Annotated in this window: 20 protein-coding genes and 1 pseudogene; 16 read left to right on the top strand and 5 right to left on the bottom strand. The window is 29.6% G+C overall.

Going from position 1 to position 19,984, the window contains the following annotated elements; translation table 11 throughout:
* Positions 1–18: 18 nt before the first annotated feature.
* Complete coding sequence (locus O9267_RS02495) at positions 19–774, bottom strand: lipopolysaccharide kinase InaA family protein (RefSeq protein ID WP_298175626.1); 756 nt, start codon at positions 772–774, stop codon at positions 19–21.
* Between the two features lie 152 nt (positions 775–926).
* On the opposite strand from O9267_RS02495, the gene O9267_RS02490 reads away from it, so the two are divergent.
* Entirely contained in the window at positions 927–1,991 is a 1,065-nt protein-coding gene (locus O9267_RS02490; protein ID WP_298175624.1) for a glycosyltransferase family 9 protein, read from the top strand.
* Here the strand turns inward: O9267_RS02490 and O9267_RS02485 are convergent, their stop codons facing one another.
* A complete protein-coding gene (locus O9267_RS02485) occupies positions 1,992–2,810 on the bottom strand; it encodes a glycosyltransferase family 2 protein (RefSeq protein ID WP_298175622.1) in 819 nt (272 codons plus the stop codon).
* A 53-nt stretch (positions 2,811–2,863) separates the two neighbouring features.
* On the opposite strand from O9267_RS02485, the gene O9267_RS02480 reads away from it, so the two are divergent.
* A complete protein-coding gene (locus O9267_RS02480; RefSeq protein WP_298175620.1) occupies positions 2,864–3,601 on the top strand; it encodes a glycosyltransferase family 2 protein in 738 nt (245 codons plus the stop codon).
* Here O9267_RS02480 and O9267_RS02475 read toward each other — a convergent pair.
* Positions 3,593–4,318 carry a polysaccharide deacetylase family protein gene (locus O9267_RS02475; protein WP_298175618.1) on the bottom strand — a complete coding sequence of 242 codons (726 nt, stop codon included), beginning with the start codon at positions 4,316–4,318 and terminating at the stop codon, positions 3,593–3,595. The genes O9267_RS02480 and O9267_RS02475 overlap by 9 nt on opposite strands.
* Positions 4,319–4,383: 65 nt before the next feature.
* Here O9267_RS02475 and O9267_RS02470 point away from each other — a divergent pair, with 65 nt between their 5' ends.
* From O9267_RS02470 to O9267_RS02415, 12 genes and pseudogenes are all read left to right on the top strand, one after another.
* Positions 4,384–5,154, top strand: a complete 771-nt coding sequence (locus O9267_RS02470) for a glycosyltransferase family 2 protein (RefSeq protein WP_298175616.1) — start codon at positions 4,384–4,386, stop codon at positions 5,152–5,154.
* A gap of 2 nt (positions 5,155–5,156) precedes the next feature.
* Complete coding sequence (locus O9267_RS02465; protein ID WP_298175614.1) at positions 5,157–5,954, top strand: glycosyltransferase family 2 protein; 798 nt, start codon at positions 5,157–5,159, stop codon at positions 5,952–5,954.
* Positions 5,951–6,886 carry a glycosyltransferase family 2 protein gene (locus O9267_RS02460; protein ID WP_298175612.1) on the top strand — a complete coding sequence of 312 codons (936 nt, stop codon included), beginning with the start codon at positions 5,951–5,953 and terminating at the stop codon, positions 6,884–6,886. Before O9267_RS02465 ends, O9267_RS02460 begins: the two co-directional genes overlap by 4 nt.
* Position 6,887: 1 nt before the next feature.
* The gene (locus O9267_RS02455) at positions 6,888–7,853 is read left to right on the top strand and encodes a glycosyltransferase family 2 protein (RefSeq protein WP_298175610.1); all 966 of its coding nucleotides are present in this window, start codon (positions 6,888–6,890) and stop codon (positions 7,851–7,853) included.
* On the top strand, positions 7,850–8,716 hold the full coding sequence (locus O9267_RS02450; RefSeq protein ID WP_298175608.1) for a hypothetical protein: 867 nt from the start codon (positions 7,850–7,852) through the stop codon (positions 8,714–8,716). The genes O9267_RS02455 and O9267_RS02450 overlap by 4 nt, the downstream gene beginning before the upstream one ends.
* Complete coding sequence (locus tag O9267_RS02445; RefSeq protein WP_298175606.1) at positions 8,713–9,705, top strand: glycosyltransferase family 2 protein; 993 nt, start codon at positions 8,713–8,715, stop codon at positions 9,703–9,705. Before O9267_RS02450 ends, O9267_RS02445 begins: the two co-directional genes overlap by 4 nt.
* A gap of 13 nt (positions 9,706–9,718) precedes the next feature.
* Positions 9,719–10,480 (top strand): FkbM family methyltransferase, encoded by a 762-nt coding sequence (locus tag O9267_RS02440; protein ID WP_298175604.1) that lies wholly within the window; start codon positions 9,719–9,721, stop codon positions 10,478–10,480.
* 19 nt (positions 10,481–10,499) lie between these two features.
* Positions 10,500–11,069, top strand: coding sequence for an L-threonylcarbamoyladenylate synthase (locus tag O9267_RS02435; protein WP_298175686.1), 570 nt, complete (start codon positions 10,500–10,502; stop codon positions 11,067–11,069).
* Between the two features lie 55 nt (positions 11,070–11,124).
* On the top strand, positions 11,125–12,552 hold the full coding sequence (locus tag O9267_RS02430) for an HD domain-containing protein (protein WP_298175602.1): 1,428 nt from the start codon (positions 11,125–11,127) through the stop codon (positions 12,550–12,552).
* Positions 12,553–12,621: 69 nt separating this feature from the next.
* A complete protein-coding gene (locus O9267_RS02425) occupies positions 12,622–13,641 on the top strand; it encodes a COX15/CtaA family protein (protein WP_298175600.1) in 1,020 nt (339 codons plus the stop codon).
* Between the two features lie 41 nt (positions 13,642–13,682).
* Positions 13,683–14,453 carry a CDP-alcohol phosphatidyltransferase family protein gene (locus O9267_RS02420; protein ID WP_298175598.1) on the top strand — a complete coding sequence of 257 codons (771 nt, stop codon included), beginning with the start codon at positions 13,683–13,685 and terminating at the stop codon, positions 14,451–14,453.
* Between the two features lie 94 nt (positions 14,454–14,547).
* Positions 14,548–14,667: pseudogene (locus O9267_RS02415) on the top strand (CsbD family protein); the annotation flags it as partial.
* Between the two features lie 136 nt (positions 14,668–14,803).
* Here O9267_RS02415 and sucC read toward each other — a convergent pair.
* On the bottom strand, positions 14,804–15,997 hold the full coding sequence (sucC, locus tag O9267_RS02410) for an ADP-forming succinate--CoA ligase subunit beta (protein WP_298175596.1): 1,194 nt from the start codon (positions 15,995–15,997) through the stop codon (positions 14,804–14,806).
* Positions 15,998–16,398: 401 nt separating this feature from the next.
* On the opposite strand from sucC, the gene lysA reads away from it, so the two are divergent.
* Both lysA and O9267_RS02400 read left to right on the top strand, forming a co-directional pair.
* Positions 16,399–17,604, top strand: coding sequence for a diaminopimelate decarboxylase (gene lysA / locus O9267_RS02405; protein ID WP_298175594.1), 1,206 nt, complete (start codon positions 16,399–16,401; stop codon positions 17,602–17,604).
* Between the two features lie 77 nt (positions 17,605–17,681).
* Entirely contained in the window at positions 17,682–18,341 is a 660-nt protein-coding gene (locus O9267_RS02400; RefSeq protein ID WP_298175592.1) for a hypothetical protein, read from the top strand.
* Here O9267_RS02400 and pafA read toward each other — a convergent pair whose 3' ends face one another.
* Positions 18,342–19,955 carry an alkaline phosphatase PafA gene (pafA, locus tag O9267_RS02395; protein WP_298175590.1) on the bottom strand — a complete coding sequence of 538 codons (1,614 nt, stop codon included), beginning with the start codon at positions 19,953–19,955 and terminating at the stop codon, positions 18,342–18,344.
* Positions 19,956–19,984 lie beyond the last annotated feature (29 nt).

The following is a 19,984-nucleotide window of genomic DNA, read 5'->3' as shown; positions in this document are numbered from 1 at the left end:
CGATTATAAATTCGGAGCTTATTTTTTTAGTTTGCGTTTTAAGTATTTCTTTTTGGTAATTCTTCTTTTGAATTTTGTTGTTTTTTCAAGAAGAATTTTATGCAATTTTACTTCTGATTCGCCTGAAAGTTCTGCATATTTTTTGGCTACAACTTTTATCATTTGTTTAGAAAGCCACATTTTTTTGAAATTATCCATTCGTTGTTGAATTGAAAGATTTTCAAATTTCATTCTGTTTAAATCAATCAAATAGAATTCATAATCACCTTTTCCATTTTTTACAATCAATGTATTACCAGGTGAATGGTCTAAGAAATTCACCTTTGCCTGATGCATCTTAAAAGTAAACTCGGTAAATTTTTCTAAAATAAGGTTACGCTCTTCAAATAATGGATCATGTATAAGTTCGCGAATAGTAAAATCGTAATTAATGTGATGGCTTATATAATAGCTATCTTGAAGCAATCCAAAACTATTTTGATTCTCGATATAAGCAATTGGAAATGGTGTTTGGATGGAATTTTCTAATAAATAATTGGCGTATTCATAAGACCTTCTTGCTTTTGTAGTTCTAAAAAAAGAATAAATTATCGATTTCAGCAAACTTGGTTTTTGAAAAAACTTAATGGAAACCTTTTCATTTTCTAAAAAATTCGATTTAATACTATTACGTGAACCTTTTACAATCCATTCACCTTTTTCAGAAAAATCAGTAACCAACTGATATATAGCATCTTCAAGACTTTTGTATTTGGTATGTATAGATGTTTGCACAATTGTAAATTATAGTTGGGTAAATGTATAAAAAAATAGTAATTTGCACTTGCAAAAGCTTTACATATTATTTAATGTTGGGCATTTTCAAATTTAAAAAATTAATTTTAAAAATTTAACTTGTAAAGCTTCGACTGTAAAAGTGACTGAAAATGAAGAAAATTTTAATTATTCAAAATAAACGTATTGGTGATGTGCTAATAAGTTCGGTTATTGCCAATAACTTCAAAAAAAAATACCCAACTAGTATTGTTCATTTAATGGCTTATGAGTTTACACATGGTGTTATTCAAAATAATCCCAACATTGATAAAATAATTTCAATAAATGAAAAAGAGCTTAAAAAGTTTAAAAATTTAATAAAAACGATAAAAGAAGTTCGTAAAGAAAAATATGATATCATTTTTGATCCCTATTCTAAATTACAAAGCCGATTGATATGTAAGTTTGGAGGAGCAATTCAAACTGTTGGTCACAAAAGCCGCAAAAAAATTGGAAATTTAGGCTATTACACTAACCCAGTCGGAATTCTTAAAGAAAAAAGCCATGTTTGTGGAAAAGCGATTGAAGATAGAATTCACTTATTACAACAAGTAGAAACCTTAACGGATATAGATTATGAACCAAAGATTTTTTTAACAGAAAAAGAAAAGCAATTTGAAGTTCCGGAAAAATACCAAGACAAAAAAATCGTAATGCTTGGAATTTTAGGAAGCACACCTCAAAAATCTATGCCATACGAATATATAGCAACTATTGTTGATTATATAGCTTTTAACTTCAATTGCTATTTATTGTTTAACTATGCACCAAATCAGAAAGAAGAAGCTAATAAAATTTATAATATGTGCCAGCAAAAATCAAATATTATTCTTGATATTTACGCTCCTAGTATTAGAGATTTTGCCGTATTAATGAATAAATGTACTGTATTAGTTTCTAATGAAGGAGGAACGGTTCATATTGCAAAAGCATTAAACAAGCCAACTTTCACTATTTTTTCACCTTATATAAATAAAGATGATTGGAGTAGTTTTGAAGATGGTAAATTTCATAAATCTGTTCATTTATTAGATTTTCTTCCCAATGCTATTTCTGAATTGTCTTACGAACAAAACAAAGAAATAGAAAAAAATCCGAGGGAATTGTACTTAAAATTAACTCCTGAAATGATTATTTCAGAATTAAAACCATTTTTAGGTGATTATTTAAAATAATTATTCCTTTTTAATTCCAAACTCAGTCCACACCTTTTTATTCGCTTTAGTTTCTTTTCTAATTTGAAGATTTTTTTCAAGCATCTCTGGCTTTACATAACTACGAGCATGATCCAAATGAATACAGACAGTTGAATATCTTATTTGTTTAGCTTTAATACCTTTATTTATTAATCGTTCACCAAATTCTCTATCTTCTCCACCATATTGCATTCGCTCATCAAAACCATTAACTTCTAAAAAATCAGATTTCCATCCCGAAGAATTATGTCCATTCCAACTTGGCGTTGTAGGTGTAATCAAATTAAAAAACCAACTCTTAATACCAACGGCAATTAACTTATAGCTTTTGAAAGAAACTTTAATTCCATTCTTTTTTAACCAATTTATATCAAAACATTTTCCTAAATAAATGTCTTCTTTAGAGATTTGTTTAGATATTTTCATTGGTAATTTATAATATCCTCCAGATAAAAAGTAACCTTCCTCTCTATTCTTTATGTGCTGCTCTATAAAATCTTCTCTTGGAATACAATCACCATCTGTCATCAAAATGTAATCAGTAGTAGTAGCAAAAATTGACTTATTCAAGATAATTGTTTTTTGAAAACCATTGTCTTCGTGCCAAACATGATAAATGGGAAAAAAAACTTCTTTTTGAATTTCTGATATAAATTTTTTTGTTCTTTCGTCAGAACCATCATCAGCAATTACAACCTCAAAGTTCCTGAAAGTCTGTGCATTATACCCATAAAGAACTTTTGCTAACCACTCTGGCGAATTATAAGTGCTTATTATGATGGAAATATCTTTATTCATTACGTTGCAAAGATAAAAAAAAAATTCTATGTTTGAACTCAAGTAAATTCATTATGTCAACTATAACAGTCATTATTCCAACTCAAAATGAAGCAAAGTATATCTTCGATTGTTTGCATTCTGTTTCTTTTGCTAATCAAATTATTGTTATAGATTCATTTAGTACTGATGATACAATTTCTATTGCTAAACAGTTTGATTGTGAAATTATTCAACGAGAATTTGATAATTTTTCAAATCAAAAAAATGAAGCTATTAAAATTGCTAAAGGCGATTGGATTCTCTTTGTTGATGCGGACGAAAGAGTTACTGAAAAGCTTAAGAATGAAATTGCCAAAACTATAAATAACCCTAAACATAATGCATATAAAATAAGGTTTCCTCACTATTATATGAATAGATTTTTATATCACACCGAAAACAAAGTAATCCGATTGGTTAAAAATGATTCTGTTTATTTTAAAGGTGATGTACATGAAAAATTGATTCATAAAGGAACAGTAGGTCTGCTATCCAATTTTATGATTCATTATACTTATAAAGGATTATTTCATTACTTAAAAAAGAAAAATTCGTATGCATGGTTTCAAGCAAAAATGGAAGTTGAAAAAAATAAAAAAGCTTCATATTTTCATTTAATTTTTAAGCCTTTTTATCGTTTTTTCCATACCTACATAATTAGAAAAGGATTTCTTGATGGCATACCAGGATTAGCAGTTGCAACAATTGATGCATATGGTGTTTTTTCAAGATATGTAAAAATGATTTTAATCAAAAAAGAACTAGAATAATCCTAATTTCCCAATTTTAATTTTCATTTTAAACTCGAGTAAACTGTCTTCGCCTTTAATGTCTATGCGTTGTATTTCATAAATATTTTCTAGTGGTAATTTATTTCTTCTATTCCCTATTCTAAAGCCCATTTGAATATTGTTTTTTTCTAAAACTTTAAAAAAATCTTCTTTTTCAGTTTTCTTTTTAGGATATTTTCCAAAAGGATAAGCAATTGATGGAAAAACAGTTAGGTTATTTTCATTAATAAAAGCATAACTTTTATCTAAATCTTCCTGGATTTCTTGCAATGATAATTTTGTAAAAGGTTTATGAAAAAAAGAATGATGTCCAAATTCAATAATTGAATTATCTATGCTTTTTAGCTGATCAATTGTCATTATTTTTTCAGGATCGCTATCTAATCCTTCATTCCATAAATCAGATTTTCCAATATAATTAAATGGGATGAAAAAAGTAGCTTTAGCATTATATTTTTTCAAAACAGGAATCGCATAAAGCAATTGATTTTCAGTCACATCATCAAAAGTAAGAGCAATAGATTTTTTTGGGAATGTTGTTTTTTTAATAATTTCAGAAGCAAAAAAGAAAGTATATTGTTTATCTACTAAATACTTTATCTGTTCTTCAAATTTTTCATTGGAAATAGTTAGTCCTTTACTCACACTAGAAGAAGTACTCAAATTATGATACATTAAAACAGTAAATTTTGACACAAATAGAAAAATTGAAAATAGAATTGGCGTAAAAATATTATATTTGTAGCATATAGCAACGAATTATGTCCAAAAATAACGAAAAAATCAAGATAAGCGCCTTGGCAATTTCTTATAATGAAGTTCACAATGTTAAAAGATATATTGAAAGTCTGTCTTTTGCAGATGAAATCATCTTTATCGATTCTGAGAGTACAGATGGTACTGCTTCGTTAGCAAAAAGTTTAGGGGCAACGGTTATTGAAAAAAAATTTGAGAATTTTTCGTCTCAGCGAAATTTTGGAATCAACTTAGCTAAAAATGATTGGATTGTTTTTTTTGATTTAGATGAAATTATAACAAAATCTTTGGAAGATGAGATTGTTAAAAAAGTAAGTAACCCTCATTCGATAGTGGCTTTTTTTGTGAAAAGAAACTTCTATTTTATGAATAAACACATTCGATATGGAGGTTGGCAATCAGACAAAGCCATTCGTTTATTCAATAAAAACTATTGCACTTATAACGGAAACTTAGTCCATGAAGAAGTAAAAGCTGATGGCAAAATAGGTGTTTTAAAAAACTGCTTGAATCACTATAGTTACAAAAATTTTGATAATTATAATGATAAACTAAATCTGTATAGCAAACTTCAAGCTGAGAATCTTTATAATAAAAAAATAAAACCAAATGGTTACCATTTTTTCTTTCGCCCAATGTATCGTTTTATGTGGCAGTATATTTTTAGATTAGGCATATTAGATGGTAAAGAAGGTTTTATTCTAGCTTACATACATTCATTTTCCGTTTTTAAGCGTTATTTACAGTTATGGATGCGTTATAGAAAAATAGATTAATTATGAGTAACATGCCTAAATGCACATTGGTCACACCAACTTATAATTGGCCAGAAGCGCTTGATTTACTATTGTCTAGCGTACTAAATCAATCTGTTTTACCTAACGAAGTTATTATTGCTGATGACGGTTCTTCTAATGAAACAGAAGAATTGATAAAAAAATATCAACAAAAATTTCCAGTTCCGCTTATTCATGTTTGGCACGAAGATATGAAAAACAGAAAGCCCGCCATAATGAATAAAGCTATTGCAAAAGCAAAATATGAATATATTATTGAGATTGATGGAGATATAATAATGAACAAACATTTTGTTGAAGACCATTTAACTTTTGCCGAAAAAGGCACCTATCTATTTGGGTCAAGAGTAAATATTCAGGAAAATATTTTAGGTTCAATTTTTAGCAAAAAAACTGTTCATTTTGACATTTTTTCAAAAGGGATTAAAAAAAGAACTCGAACAATACGAATCCCTTTTTTAATGAATTTTTCAAAAAAAACTGATATCCGTTCACCAAAGTTGAGAGGATGCAATATGTCATTTTGGAAAGAAGATTTTATTAAAGTAAATGGTTTCAACGAAAATTTAGTTGGTTGGGGAATAGATGATTCTGAAATGATTCAACGATTGCATAATATTGGAATATTAGGGAAACGATTGAAATTTGCTGGTCTTGCCTATCACATTTATCATAAAGAACAGTCGAAAAGTCATATCGAAATCAATAACGAAATAGAGAAACAAACAACAGAAAGAAAAATAACTTTTATAGAAAAAGGAATAAATCAATATTTATGATTGGTCAAAAAAAATATGATATTGCAGCTATTTTAATAAACTATAATTCTAACAGCTATACTAAGAATTGTATAGAAAGTATTATTGCTAAAACAGCTAGTTCCTTAAATTATCAAATTGTTATTATTGATAATGCATCCGAAAAAGAGGATTTTTCCAGTCTAGAATCATATATTGAAAATAAAAAATATTATAATGTTCAATTAGTAAGAAGTGCCATAAATTTGGGGTTTGGAGCTGGTAATATGCTTGGTGTACATTATAGTAATGCAAATTATCTGGCATTCATAAACAATGACTCATTACTATCAAACGACTGTTTGTCAATTATATATTCAAAAATAACCAATAATCCTGACTTTGGAATATGCGGTCCACTTGCCTATAAAGAAGATGGAAGTCTATTACCTACTTTAGATCACTTCGCTTCGCCAGCCAAAGAAATTTTAGGTCGCAAATTATTAGAAAAACTAAATCCTGAAAAATATCCAAATCGTAAAATAATATATTCTGAACCAAAAAGAGGTCAATTTATATCGGGAAGTTTTATGATAGTTAAATCGGAGGATTTTAATACTGTTGGAGGATTTGACACCAACCTTTTCCTTTATTTTGAAGAAACTGATTTATGCAAAAGACTATCAAAAATAAAAAAATATGCATATCTAATTCCTGAAGCAAAATACGTTCATTTTCACGGTGTTAGCACGCCAAGTTCAATTACCATAAAAACGGAACACAAAATTTCCTATTTATATGTAATTAGAAAACATTATGGGTATTTTTGGCATCAAGTAATTTTGAATAAACTGCGTTTTCATTTCTTTTTCAAAAGTCTTTTCAAACCAAGTTATTGGAAAATATTTAGAGTACTACTCGTTGGTGCACCGTTAAGTGAGTCATTAAAATTGAAACAGAAGATAACAAGTTAGTATGAAAATTTCAGTAGCATTATGCACCTATAATGGTGAAAAATACATACAAAAACAGCTAGATAGTATTTTGCATCAAAATAAATTTAGTGTTGATGAAATTGTAATTTGTGATGACTGTTCTAATGATACTACTGTAGAAATTATAAAAGAATATATAAAATATCATCCAGAAACTATAAAGTTATTTGACAATGAAACTAATCAAGGAAGCACTAAGAATTTTGAAAAAGCAATAGCTATTTGCCAAGGTGATTACATTTTTTTGTCCGATCAAGATGATATTTGGAATGAAAACAAAATAGTTGAAACACTAAAAATTTTTAATGAAAACCCAAAATGCGAAGGTGTATTTACAAATGCCAGCTTAATCAATGAAGATGACAAAATAATAACTCCACTCACTTTATGGGATTCTATTTTTTTCCTAGAAAATGAATTACAAAAACCAATTGATTTATTTGATATTATTACAAAAAATGGAAATATTGCAACTGGAGCAACTTTATGTATAAAAAATGAAGTAAAAGAATTTATTTTTCCATTTTCAGATGAAGTTTTACACGATGAATGGATAGCAATACTTTTAGCAATCAAAAAAACATTGTACTATTCGACACAAAATTTACTATACTACAGAATTCATGGTAATCAACAAGTAGGTGTAAAAAGTGATGCTAAACTAAAAAAAATAAAGCATAAAAAAAGAATACTTTTAGGACTTGATGAACCAAAAAAATATAAGGATTATCTAATTTTATCTAAAAAAAAATGGTTAAAATTTAATGAGTTAGAAAAATTATCGAACACGCTTACAGATAAATATGGTATTCAAAATATGAAAAAAGATTGCTATGAAGAATATCTTCAACTGCAAAAAAAAATAAAAATAAAGTTTCCAGTAAAATACCAATTAACAAAATGGATTGATACATTTCTAGGAAAAAGAAAAATTAAAAATTTATGAGTTTTAATATCGCAGCATGTGTAATACTTTATAATCCAAATATAGAGGATTTACAAAACATAACAAGTTATTTACCTAAGATAAGTAAATTGTATGTTTACGATAATTCCGCAACTAAACTTGAAAGTTCCTTTATTAATGAAAATGAAAAAATTAATTATTTTTGGGATGGAGAAAATCATGGTATTTCAATTCGCTTAAATCAAGCATCAAGATTGGCAATCTATGAAGGATATGACAAACTCTTAACAATGGATCAAGACTCATCTTTTCTAGAAGAAAACATTGAAAAATATTTTAGAGACATTGAAAATTTTAAAGATTCCGAAAATGTTGCTAATTTTGGCTTAGAATATAACAAAGAAGCCATCTGTTGTGATTCAAACGAAATTATTTTTGAAGAAGTTGATCATTTAATTACGTCATGCTCTGTAATTAATTTAAATTTATTTGAAAAAATTGGTGGTTTTGATGAAAACCTTTTTATAGATGGCGTAGATATAGATTATTGCTACGCTGCAATGAAAAATGGATATAAAAATATTCAATTTAAAAATAATTATTTCAAACATTCACTTGGAGAACCAGTTAGGAGAGCTTCAATAGTCTCATTTTATTTAATCAAAAAAAATAGAATAGTTCACTCGAACTTAAGAGTGTATTACATGTACAGAAATATCTTATATCTTGAAAAAAAGTATTCCACAATTTTTCCTGAAATAACAAAAAAATTGGTCAAAAATTATATTCATCATATAAAAAGATCCATTAGATATTCTGAAAATATAATTACAGCTTATAAATATATACTCAAAGCAAATAGAGATTTTAAGAATCATAAAATGGGAAAAATACAACTATGAAAAACATCTCAAAATTATCTGTAGCACTATGTACCTACAACGGAGAAAAATTTTTAAAAGAACAAATTGATTCTATTTTGAATCAAACTATATCAGTTGATGAAATTATTATCTGTGACGATTGCTCATCTGACTCAACAATTATAATTCTTAATGAGTACAATCAAAAGCATCCTAATCTATTCAAAATTTATATCAACGAGTTCAACTTACGAAGCACTAAAAATTTTGAAAAAGCAATTAGCCTTGCAACTGGAGATTATATTTTTCTTTCAGATCAAGATGACGTATGGAGAAAAGATAAAGTAGAAAAAACATTGGAAATTTTTTCTAAAAATCCAATTGTAGAAGGCGTCTTTTCAAATGCAAATTTAATTGATGATAATAGCAATCCAATATATAATGAAATTTCTCTTTGGGAAAGTTTTTGTTTCTTTCATGAATCAATAAAAGAACCGTCTGATTTGAGAAGATCACTAATACACATAGGTAATTTTTTAACTGGTGCCACTTTGTGTATAAAAAAAGAAGTGAAGGATTTCTCAATTCCATTTTTAACATCTGACAATTTTATACATGACGAATGGTTAGCATATATTTTAACTGAAAGAAATACTTTGATGTTTAGTACCGAAAAATTAATTTCGTACAGATTACATCAAAACCAACAATTAGGAGTTGGAAAATTATCAAATCCAGAAAAAACACTAAAAAATAATAGAGAATATAACCATGTTCTGATGGATATATATAAACCTAAGAGATTTAAAGATTGTAAAGCAAAAGTACGTTTTCATTATTCACAATATGAAAAGTATTACACCTTATATGAAAAACATAGAATACCCTTATTCAAAAATATATTAGATGATTTGAAAACAAAATTCATTGAGTCAAACTTAGAAATGAAAAAAAAGTATCCAATACGATATTTTTTCAGAATATATAGTGACAAAAGAAAAGGTAAAAGACAACTAAAAGAATCCTAAAACGCAAATTATCATGCTAAAAAAGCTAGTCCTATTCAAACTATTAAAAAAACATTTCGCTTTTAGAGATTCAATAGCTCTTTTTAAAGGAATAAAAAATAACAAAGAAGAAATTTATCTTCCCAAACTAAATCGTAAAATTTATCTTAGGAACAATACCAAAGATCTTGAAACTTTTGAAGAAATTTTTCTAACAAATCTTTATGACACTACTTTGCCAATAATACCAAAAACAATAGTTGATGCTGGTGCCAATGTGGGTTTAGCCTCATTATTTTTTCATTTAAAATATCCTGAAGCTTCAATTGTAGCACTTGAAATTGAAAGTAAAAACTCTAAAGTAATTAAAAAAAATACATCAGGTATCAATAATTTTGAACTAATAGAAAAAGGGTTATTCAATAAAAAATCTTTTTTTAAAATTGAAGATCCATATAATGCTAGCAATAGTTTTCAAATAAGAGAAGTTACAGAACAAGAAGAGTATGATGTTGAATCAACTACATTAGATGAAATACTATCTCAGAAAAAATGGGATACAATAGACATACTCAAAATAGATATTGAAGGAGCTGAAAAAGATTTATTTAGCAGTAATTATGAAAACTGGTTGCCAAAAACAAAAGTAATTATGATAGAAACTCACGATAGAATGATACCTAAATGTTCATATACTGTGATGAATACCATTAACAAATACAACTTTATTCTATATACAACTACTGAAGGTACTCTTGTATACTATAATTTATCGCTTTTGTCAATTAATATCTAATTTTAAACTAAAAACTTTGATAACAGACATCAACATCGAAATACAAAAAGCTTACGAAGTAATTCAAAATGGCGGAATCATTCTCTACCCTACCGATACCGTTTGGGGAATTGGTTGTGATGCAACCAATGCAGAAGCTGTTGCCAAAATATATGCACTCAAGAAAAGAGAAGAATCTAAAAGCATGATTGTACTAATGAATGGAGAAAAAATGATGTACAACGTCTTCAAAGATATTCCAGACGTAGCTTGGGAAATTATTGATTTATCCGAAAAACCAACAACTTTAATTCTAGACAACCCAAAAAATGTAGCTTCAAATATTATAGCTGAAGACAAAACATTGGGAATTAGAATTGTAAAAGAGCCTTTTTGTTTCAAACTAATGGAACGCATGAAAAAACCTTTGGTATCAACTTCAGCCAATATCTCAGGAATGTTTACTCCAAAATCGTTCAAAGAAATAGATCCCGAAATTATAAAAGGTGTTGACTATGTAGTAAATTTGCACCAAGATAAAATTTGTGACAAACCATCAACAATCATTAAACTTTCTCTGGATCATCAGGTTAAAATCATACGTAAATAGTTTGCAGTCGCAGTCACAGTTTTAAGTTGATTAAACTGAAATTGAAATCAATACAATGAATTACTCAAAAGCACTTAATAATCCTATTTTTAAAATAATTGCACAGGCAAGTCAAGAACTTAATGTTGATAGTTATGTTATTGGCGGTTTTGTTCGTGATTTTTTACTTCAAAGAGATTTTAAAAAAGATATTGACATAGTTGCTGTAGGTTCGGGAATTGACTTGGCTTTGAAAGTTTCTGAACTATTACCTAACAAACCCAAAGTTCAAGTTTTCAAAAACTACGGAACAGCAATGCTTCGCTACAAAGAAATTGATATTGAATTTGTTGGCGCAAGAAAAGAAAGTTACAATCAAGACAGTAGAAATCCAATTGTAGAAAATGGAACATTGGAAGACGACCAAAATCGACGTGATTTTACCATAAATGCTCTAGCCTTTTCTTTGAATGAAATAAATTATGGCGAACTAGTTGATCCATTCAATGGATTGATAGATTTGCAAAATAAAACCATCAAAACGCCTTTAAATCCTGATATAACTTATTCAGACGATCCGTTACGTATGTTACGCGGAATTCGTTTTGCAACGCAATTAAATTTTGAAATTGAAGCCGAATCATTAGAAGCTATTTCTAGAAATAAAGATAGAATCAAGATTATTTCAGGCGAACGAATTGTGGATGAGTTAAACAAAATTCTTTCAACCGAAAAACCATCAATCGGATTTTTACTATTATACAAAACCGGACTTTTAGACATTATTTTACCTGAATTAACAGCGTTAAATAATGTGGAAGAAATAGAAGGTCATACACATAAAAACAACTTTTACCATACGTTAGAAGTAGTTGACAATATTTGCCCAAATACTGATGATGTTTGGCTTCGTTGGGCAGCTCTATTGCACGATATTGGAAAAGCTCCAACAAAACGCTTTACCAAAAAACAAGGTTGGACATTTCACGGACACGAATTTTTAGGCGGAAAAATGGTGAAAAAAATCTTTGAAAGATTACACATGCCATTAAACCAAAAAATGAAGTTTGTTCAAAAAATGGTAATAATGAGTTCGCGACCAATAGTTCTAGCTGATGATATTGTAACCGATTCTGCAGTGCGTCGATTGGTTTTTGATGCAGGCGAAGATGTAGATAATTTAATGACGCTTTGTGAAGCTGATATCACCACCAAAAACCCAGCAAAATTTAAAAAATACCACAATAATTTTGACCTTGTTCGCAAAAAAATTGTTGAAGTAGAAGAACGAGATCATGTGCGTCAATTTCAACCACCAATTTCGGGGGAAGAAATTATGGAGCTATTCAATCTAAAACCTTCAAGAGAAATCGGAATGCTAAAAGAAGCAGTTAAAGAAGCCATTTTGGACGGAAAAATTCCAAACGAATACCAAGCTGCATATGATTTTGTGGTGAAAAGAGCAGAAAAATTAGGATTGAAAAAAATTGAAAACAATAAGTAAAGATTAACTTTTGTTGAATAGATTTATCAAAGGAATAAAAATAATTTTGTACAAAATATACTTCTAAAAATGAAGACAAATAAATCAGTCATTTACTGGCTACTTTCAGGTTGTATCTTACTTTTTATCATGGTTACTGTTGGTGGAATTACACGTTTGACCAATTCTGGACTTTCAATGACCGATTGGCATTTGGTAACAGACACTTTTCCTCCTTTAACAGAAGAAAAATGGCAAGCAGCATTTGATGAATACAAGAAATTCCCTGAGTATCAAAAAATCAATATTCACAATGATTTTCAACTTTCAGATTATAAATTTATTTATTTCTGGGAATGGTTTCACCGATTTATTGGAAGAATAATTGGATTGGTTTTCATTATTCCGTTCGTGTACTTTTTAATCAAGAAAAAACTCGATTCTTCTACAATAAAAAAATGCATAATTCTTTTAGGAATGGGAGCATTTCAAGGATTTTTGGGTTGGTTTATGGTGAAAAGTGGTTTGATTGATAATCCAGATGTGAGTCATTTTAGACTTTCATTACACTTAACTTTTGCATTTATAACTTTTGCCTACACACTTTGGGTTGCGTTAGATTTAATTTATCCCGACAAAAAAGAAGTCAACACAACTTTAAGAAAATATGCTCGAATTGCAATAGTTTTTCTAATTATTCAAATTATCTATGGCGGATTTGTTGCTGGTTTAAATGCAGGTTTAATTCACAACCATTGGCCATTAATGAGTGACGGACAACTATTTCACGATAGTATAGTTTTAGAAAAAGACTCTTGGCTTTTACGATTAACCGAAGGTAAAAGTGGTGTTCAGTTTGTTCATAGAACTATGGCTTATGTTGTAGTTGGATTGATACTATTTTTATACTTTAAAAGTAAAAAGTATACGTTATCATCACAACAAAAAAACGGATTGAATGGCTTACTATTTATTGTATTTTTACAATTTGCATTAGGTGTTTTAACCTTGTTGTATAGCGTTCCAATGTGGTTGGGATTGACGCATCAAATTATGGCTTTTATATTATTAGCAACCATGACGTATACATTGCATAGATTATCAAAATAAATTTCAGACTATATTGTCGCAGTTCTATTTACAAACCTTAAATGTCAAAACTTGCAGCTCAAGATAAATTTCTTGACTTATCAGATTACGGAAGACCATTTGGAAAATTCCTCGCTAATCAATTAAAAAACACACGCTTTACTCCTATACACGTTACCATTTTATTCGGAATTTCGGGTTTAATTGCAATTTATTGTATTCTAACACATCAGTATTTTTGGGCTGGTTTTTTTATTATTCTAAAATCTGGAATTGATGCAGCCGATGGAGAATTGGCAAGACTTAAAATTAAACCTTCTTATTTTGGAAGATATTTAGACAGTGTATTTGATATTATTCTGAATTTCTTATTTCTAATGACTATTTGCTATGTTTCTAAAACTACAATTTGGTTTACACTACTAGCTTTTATCGGAATTCAATTGCAAGGAACTTTGTATAATTATTACTATGTCATTTTAAGAAATAAATCGGTTGGTGGCGATTCTACAAGTAAAGTTTTTGAATATAAAACACCCAAAGCATTGCCTGGAGAATCTCAAAAATCAGTCAATATTTTATTCGGAATTTACACGGTTGTTTATGGTGCTTTTGATAAAATAATTCATGCTTTAGATAAAGATGCTTACAAAGTAAAAACGTTTCCTAATTGGTTCATGACGCTACTTTCGATTTATGGATTGGGCTTTCAATTATTGATTATTGCTTTAATGTTACCTTTTGGTTGGATTGAATTTATTATTCCTTTTTTTATAGCTTATAGTTCGATTATAATTATCCTAATTTCTATTCGCAAAATAGTAATAAAGTAATTATGTAACTTAATTACTAAAATGTAAAACAATTTTAATCTTTATTTTCTGAAATTTGATTTAATAAAAAATAGTAATTTTAAAAAAAATCGCAATGCCAAATTCAAAAGAAATTAAAGGAAACTGGGAACAGTTAAAAGGAAAAATGAAACAAAAATTTGCAGTATTAACTGATGATGATTTGTTATTTGAAGAAGGAAAAGAACAAGAAATGTGAGGAAAACTTAAAGAAAAATTAGGTAAGACCGAAAAAGAAATTAGGTCATTATTTGAATAATCTCTAGTAATAAAAAAAAACCATTCAATACTAAGTAAAGAATGGTTTTTTTATATTTGAAAATTTGAAAATCTTAGCTTAAAGCAGCTTGAACTTGGTCAGCAGCTTCTTGAAATTGAACCGCAGATAAAATTGGCATTCCTGAATTATCAATTAATTCTTTAGCAATTTCAGCATTTGTTCCTTGTAATCTTACGATGATTGGCACTTTGATTGCGTCACCCATATTTTTGTAAGCATCCACAACACCTTGAGCAACACGGTCGCAACGAACGATTCCACCAAAAATGTTAATCAAAATTGCTTTTACGTTTGGATCTTTTAAGATAATTCTAAAAGCCAATTCCACACGTTTTGCATCAGCTGTTCCACCAACGTCTAAGAAGTTAGCTGGTTCAAAACCTGCATATTTAATCAAATCCATTGTAGCCATTGCTAATCCTGCACCGTTAACCATACAACCTACAGTTCCGTCAAGGTCAACATAGTTCAATCCAGCTTCTTTAGCTTCAACTTCAATTGGATTTTCTTCTCTAACGTCACGCATTTCAGCATAAACTGGCTGACGGTATAAAGCGTTATCATCAATATTTACTTTGGCATCAACTGCCATAATTTTATTGTCAGATGTTTTTAAAACTGGGTTAATTTCAAACATTGATGAATCAGAACCAATGTAAGCATTGTATAATGAGTCAACAAATTTAACCATTTCTTTAAAAGCATTTCCAGAAAGTCCTAAGTTAAAAGCAACTCTTCTTGCTTGAAAACCTTGTAAACCAACTTGAGGATCGATTTCTTCAGTAAAAATCAAATGTGGTGTGTGTTCTGCTACTTCTTCGATATCCATTCCACCTTCAGTAGAATACATGATCATATTTCTTCCTGTAGCTCTATTCAATAAAATTGACATATAGAATTCAGAAGTTTCACTTTCACCAGGATAATATACATCTTCAGCAATTAAAACTTTGTGAACTGTTTTTCCTTCTGGTGGAGTTTGTGGAGTGATTAATTGCATTCCAATAATTTGCTCAGAAATTTCAGTTACTTGTTCTAAGTTTTTAGCCAACTTAACACCGCCACCTTTTCCTCTTCCACCTGCGTGAATTTGAGCTTTGATAACATACCATTGCGTACCAGTTTCAGTAGTCAATTGTTTTGCAGCAGCCACAGCTTCTACAGGATTATTAGCAACAATTCCACGTTGAACGCGTACACCGTATTTTGCTAGAATTTCTTTCCCTTGATATTCGTGTATATTCATAAGTATTAGTTTGTCATTTAAAAAGTTCCACAAAAGTAATTAAATAGAATGAAACCAAAAAGAAATGTATATCAATTTAGTAACTTTATTTTGAGTTTTTTTGGAGCGAATGGTTTGGGCTTTTTCAGTAATCCATTTTCCTGCTATCCGCTATATTTTTACACCTGTCAGGTTTTAAAAACCTGACAGGTGTAAAAGATACCGCTCCTATCAGGGCTAAATAGTTATGGCATTGAGAAAAAATCAGTTCAAAAAATAACAATTTCGTAGAAATAACAAACCAGTTTGAAATCCATTTTTGATAAACTATCTTTGCAAAAGTTACGAATTAAAACTTTTAAACTCCTAACCATTTAAACTTTTAAACTCATAAACTCATAAACTTTTAAACTAAAAAAATCATGCAACCAAAAGAGTTACTTACGCTTGCCGAAGAATTTGGCAGTCCGTTGTACGTTTATGACGCTACAACCATTGAGCAACAGTATAACCGTTTGACAGCTGCATTTTCTAAGGTGGAAAACCTTCGAATTAATTATGCAATGAAAGCTTTGTCAAACATTACGATTTTGAAGTTGCTAAAGAAGTGTGGTTCTGGTTTAGACACGGTTTCTTTTCAAGAAGTGCAATTAGGTTTACATGCAGGTTTTACACCAGACAAAATTATATTTACACCCAACGGTGTTTCCTTTGAAGAAATTGAAGAAGTTGCCAAATTAGGTGTTCAAATCAACATCGATAATCTTTCTGTTTTAGAACATTTTGGAGCAAAATATCCAAAAATTCCGGTTTGTATTCGCATCAACCCTCACGTTATGGCTGGTGGAAATGAGAATATTTCTGTTGGTCATATTGATAGTAAATTTGGAATTTCAATTTATCAAATTCCTCACGTTTTACGAATCGTAGAAAATACAGGAATGCATATCAACGGAATTCACATGCACACAGGTTCAGATATTTTAGATATTGAAGTGTTCTTATATGCTGCCGAAATTCTATTTGATGCTGCTAAACAATTCAAAGAATTGGATTTTCTTGATTTTGGTTCAGGATTCAAAGTTCCTTACAAAAAAGGCGACATCGAAACCAACATCGAAGAACTCGGAAAAAAATTAACAAAACGCTTTCTAGCTTTCGAAAAAGAATATGGAAGAACATTAACTTTAGCTTTCGAACCTGGAAAATTTTTGGTTAGTGAAGCTGGTTTTTTCTTGGCTAAAGTTAACGTAGTAAAACAAACAACCTCAACAGTTTTCGCAGGAATTGACAGTGGTTTTAATCATTTAATACGACCAATGTTTTACGGTTCGCAACACCAAATTGAAAACATTTCTAATCCAAAAGGAAAAGAACGTTTTTACACGGTTGTGGGTTACATCTGCGAAACCGATACTTTTGCCAATAACAGAAGAATTGCCGAAATAAAAGAAGGTGATGTTTTATGTTTCAAAAATGCTGGAGCTTATTGTTTCTCAATGGCATCCAACTACAACTCACGTTTCAAACCAGCCGAAGTTTTGTGGAAAGACGGAAAAGGTCACTTGATAAGTAAAAGAGAAACCTTTGAAGATTTGATAAAAAATCAAATTATGATTGAGGTATAGTTTTTGATAATCTAATGGAAAAGTTAAAATTAATGTAGCTTTTCCATTTTTTTATATTTTTAACCAAAAAATAGGCTGTGAAAATTTTTAGTGCTTTCTTTTTTCTAATAATAATTTGCGCATCGAGTAATGCTCAAGTTGAATTTTCGAATAAATCTTTTTCCATTCCACCGTCTATAAAAGATGATGGAAATAAAACTATTGCGCCTACTACTCCAAAAACAAATCCTTTTTCAAATCCTGCACCAGTTAGTCCGACCAAAAAAATTGAAAACCTCAATCCTTTAAGTATGACTAAAAAAAATCAATTTGTCAATCCCGGCGACTTGATTGTAGAAGATTTAAACAAAAAAATAGCCATTGGTGAAGGCAATCCTGATATCGATTATGGCGCATTTAGAAAAGATGAATACTTTGGTGATTTTGTTACAAAAGGAGAATTCTTAACCATCAACGTTCGAGATAATCAAATGGTGGATGGCGATATGCTAAGTCTGTACGTAAACGGAAAGCTAGAAGTTCCTCAAATAAGGTTAGATTTTAATTTACAGAAATTCATAATCAATCTGCAAATGGGTTTCAATACAATAGAGTTTGTTACCCTAAATGAAGGCGAATATTACCCTAATACAACTCAGTATTTAGTTATTGATTACCAAGATGTTTTGAAAAAAAATGTAATTTTTTCGCAAGCAAAAGGTTTCAAAGCTAAACTTATCGTAATTAGAGAAAAATAATTATTTCTTAGTAAAAACTTCGGTTAACACTTCACTTTTGGTGCTATTTGGCATCGTAATTTTCAACAATTGAGAAACCGTTGGTGCAATTTGAGTAATCACTTTTTTATCATGCGACTCGCCTTTTTTGATATTCCAACCGTAAAACAATAACGGAACATGCGTATCGTAACTATAAGGTGAACCGTGCGAAGTTCCAGTTGCCATATATTCGATATAACCAGGTTTGTATATAAAATACAATTCGCCATTTTGCGTCGGGTCATAACCATTAGCAACAAAATCAATTAAATCATCTGTTCCTGAAGATGCCAGAATTTCTTCTTCAGTAAAGACACGTTTCACATACTCTTTGGTATAAAGAAAATCTTTAAAAGCTTGTTTCACTTTTGACAATTCCAATCCTTTAGTTTTGATTAAATCTTTATCAAAAAACACATTAAAACTATCGTATTTCAATAGTAAATCTTCTCCAAAAGTGGCCTTAGAAAACTCTTTCAAATCAGATTCGACATTTTTATAATTAATGTTGTCAACTTTGTATTTATTATCTTTCAAATACGTAACATTTTCTGCACCAGCATGATCTGCCGTTAAGAACACCAAATATTGATTTTTACCAACAGTTTTATCCAAATAATTCAAAAAATCGGCAATTGTTTCATCTAACCTTAAATAAGTATCTTGAATTTCGATAGAACGCGGTCCAAAAGTATGTCCAATATAATCAGTTGACGAAAAACTTATTGCTAAAAAATCGGTAATGGCATCTTTTCCTAACGATTCTTTTTCGATGGCTCGTTTGGCAAAATCTACCACCAAATTATTTCCATACGGACTAACACGTAAAACACCAGCATCGTTATTATCTAGCATTTCTTTCATATTATAAGGGAAAAATGGTGTTTTTTTATACAACTTCCCTTCATACGGATTGTCATCTGGAAGACTTTCGTTATACGTTTCTTTCGCTTTTAATAATCCCCAACCTTTTTCGGCATATTTACTATAATTTTTTTCTTTGTTAAAATCGTTAGCCCAAGTTGGCAAAGCAGTTCCATAATAAGAACTCGAAATAAACTCACCTGTTTTAGTGTACCAAAAAGCCCAATCGGCAAAATGTCCAGCTGGCAAAATTGCACCTCTATCTTTAATACTAATTCCAATAACTTTTCCTTTAAAATTGGTTGCCATTTTCAATTCATCCGTAATCGTTGAACTTTGCAAGTTTCTTGGCGACATTTTTCCTTCGGTTTCTGTTCCGGGAACTAATGTTGTTACAGTAGCATCGTCTGTACAATACACCTCTTTTTTTAAAGTTCGGTGAAACCACTCGTTGCTTACAATTCCATGAACAGATGGCGTTGTTCCTGTATAAACCGAAGCATGACCTGGTGCCGTATAAGTTGGCATATAATTGTAATGCATATTATGAAAAGTATAGCCTTTATTCATCAATCGCTTGAATCCATTTTCTGAAAAATCATTCGAAAAACGGTACAAATACTCCATCTTCATTTGGTCAACAACAATTCCAACCACCAATTTTGGACGTTCTTGTGCCAGAACATTTGAAAATAAAACAATAACGAATAACAATAGGATTTTTTTCATAACAAAAATAATTTTGACAAAAATACATA

The sequence above is a fragment of the Flavobacterium sp. genome (genome assembly GCF_027531705.1).
In the GTDB taxonomy this organism is placed as follows: Bacteria; Bacteroidota; Bacteroidia; order Flavobacteriales; family Flavobacteriaceae; genus Flavobacterium.
The sequence above is the reverse complement of the archived record's forward strand: the minus strand, read 5'-3'. Positions and strand labels throughout refer to the sequence as shown.

Excerpts from the sequence above, each read along its gene's own strand:
- O9267_RS02490 (WP_298175624.1), top strand. The coding sequence starts at position 927 with ATGAAGAAAATTTTAATTATTCAAAATAAACGTATTGGTGATGTGCTA.
- O9267_RS02485 (WP_298175622.1), bottom strand. The coding sequence starts at position 2,810 with ATGAATAAAGATATTTCCATCATAATAAGCACTTATAATTCGCCAGAG.
- O9267_RS02480 (WP_298175620.1), top strand. The coding sequence starts at position 2,864 with ATGTCAACTATAACAGTCATTATTCCAACTCAAAATGAAGCAAAGTAT.
- O9267_RS02470 (WP_298175616.1), top strand. The coding sequence starts at position 4,384 with ATGTCCAAAAATAACGAAAAAATCAAGATAAGCGCCTTGGCAATTTCT.
- O9267_RS02465 (WP_298175614.1), top strand. The coding sequence starts at position 5,157 with ATGAGTAACATGCCTAAATGCACATTGGTCACACCAACTTATAATTGG.
- O9267_RS02460 (WP_298175612.1), top strand. The coding sequence starts at position 5,951 with ATGATTGGTCAAAAAAAATATGATATTGCAGCTATTTTAATAAACTAT.
- O9267_RS02455 (WP_298175610.1), top strand. The coding sequence starts at position 6,888 with ATGAAAATTTCAGTAGCATTATGCACCTATAATGGTGAAAAATACATA.
- O9267_RS02450 (WP_298175608.1), top strand. The coding sequence starts at position 7,850 with ATGAGTTTTAATATCGCAGCATGTGTAATACTTTATAATCCAAATATA.
- O9267_RS02445 (WP_298175606.1), top strand. The coding sequence starts at position 8,713 with ATGAAAAACATCTCAAAATTATCTGTAGCACTATGTACCTACAACGGA.
- O9267_RS02440 (WP_298175604.1), top strand. The coding sequence starts at position 9,719 with ATGCTAAAAAAGCTAGTCCTATTCAAACTATTAAAAAAACATTTCGCT.
- O9267_RS02430 (WP_298175602.1), top strand. The coding sequence starts at position 11,125 with ATGAATTACTCAAAAGCACTTAATAATCCTATTTTTAAAATAATTGCA.
- O9267_RS02425 (WP_298175600.1), top strand. The coding sequence starts at position 12,622 with ATGAAGACAAATAAATCAGTCATTTACTGGCTACTTTCAGGTTGTATC.
- O9267_RS02420 (WP_298175598.1), top strand. The coding sequence starts at position 13,683 with ATGTCAAAACTTGCAGCTCAAGATAAATTTCTTGACTTATCAGATTAC.
- sucC (WP_298175596.1), bottom strand. The coding sequence starts at position 15,997 with ATGAATATACACGAATATCAAGGGAAAGAAATTCTAGCAAAATACGGT.
- lysA (WP_298175594.1), top strand. The coding sequence starts at position 16,399 with ATGCAACCAAAAGAGTTACTTACGCTTGCCGAAGAATTTGGCAGTCCG.
- pafA (WP_298175590.1), bottom strand. The coding sequence starts at position 19,955 with ATGAAAAAAATCCTATTGTTATTCGTTATTGTTTTATTTTCAAATGTT.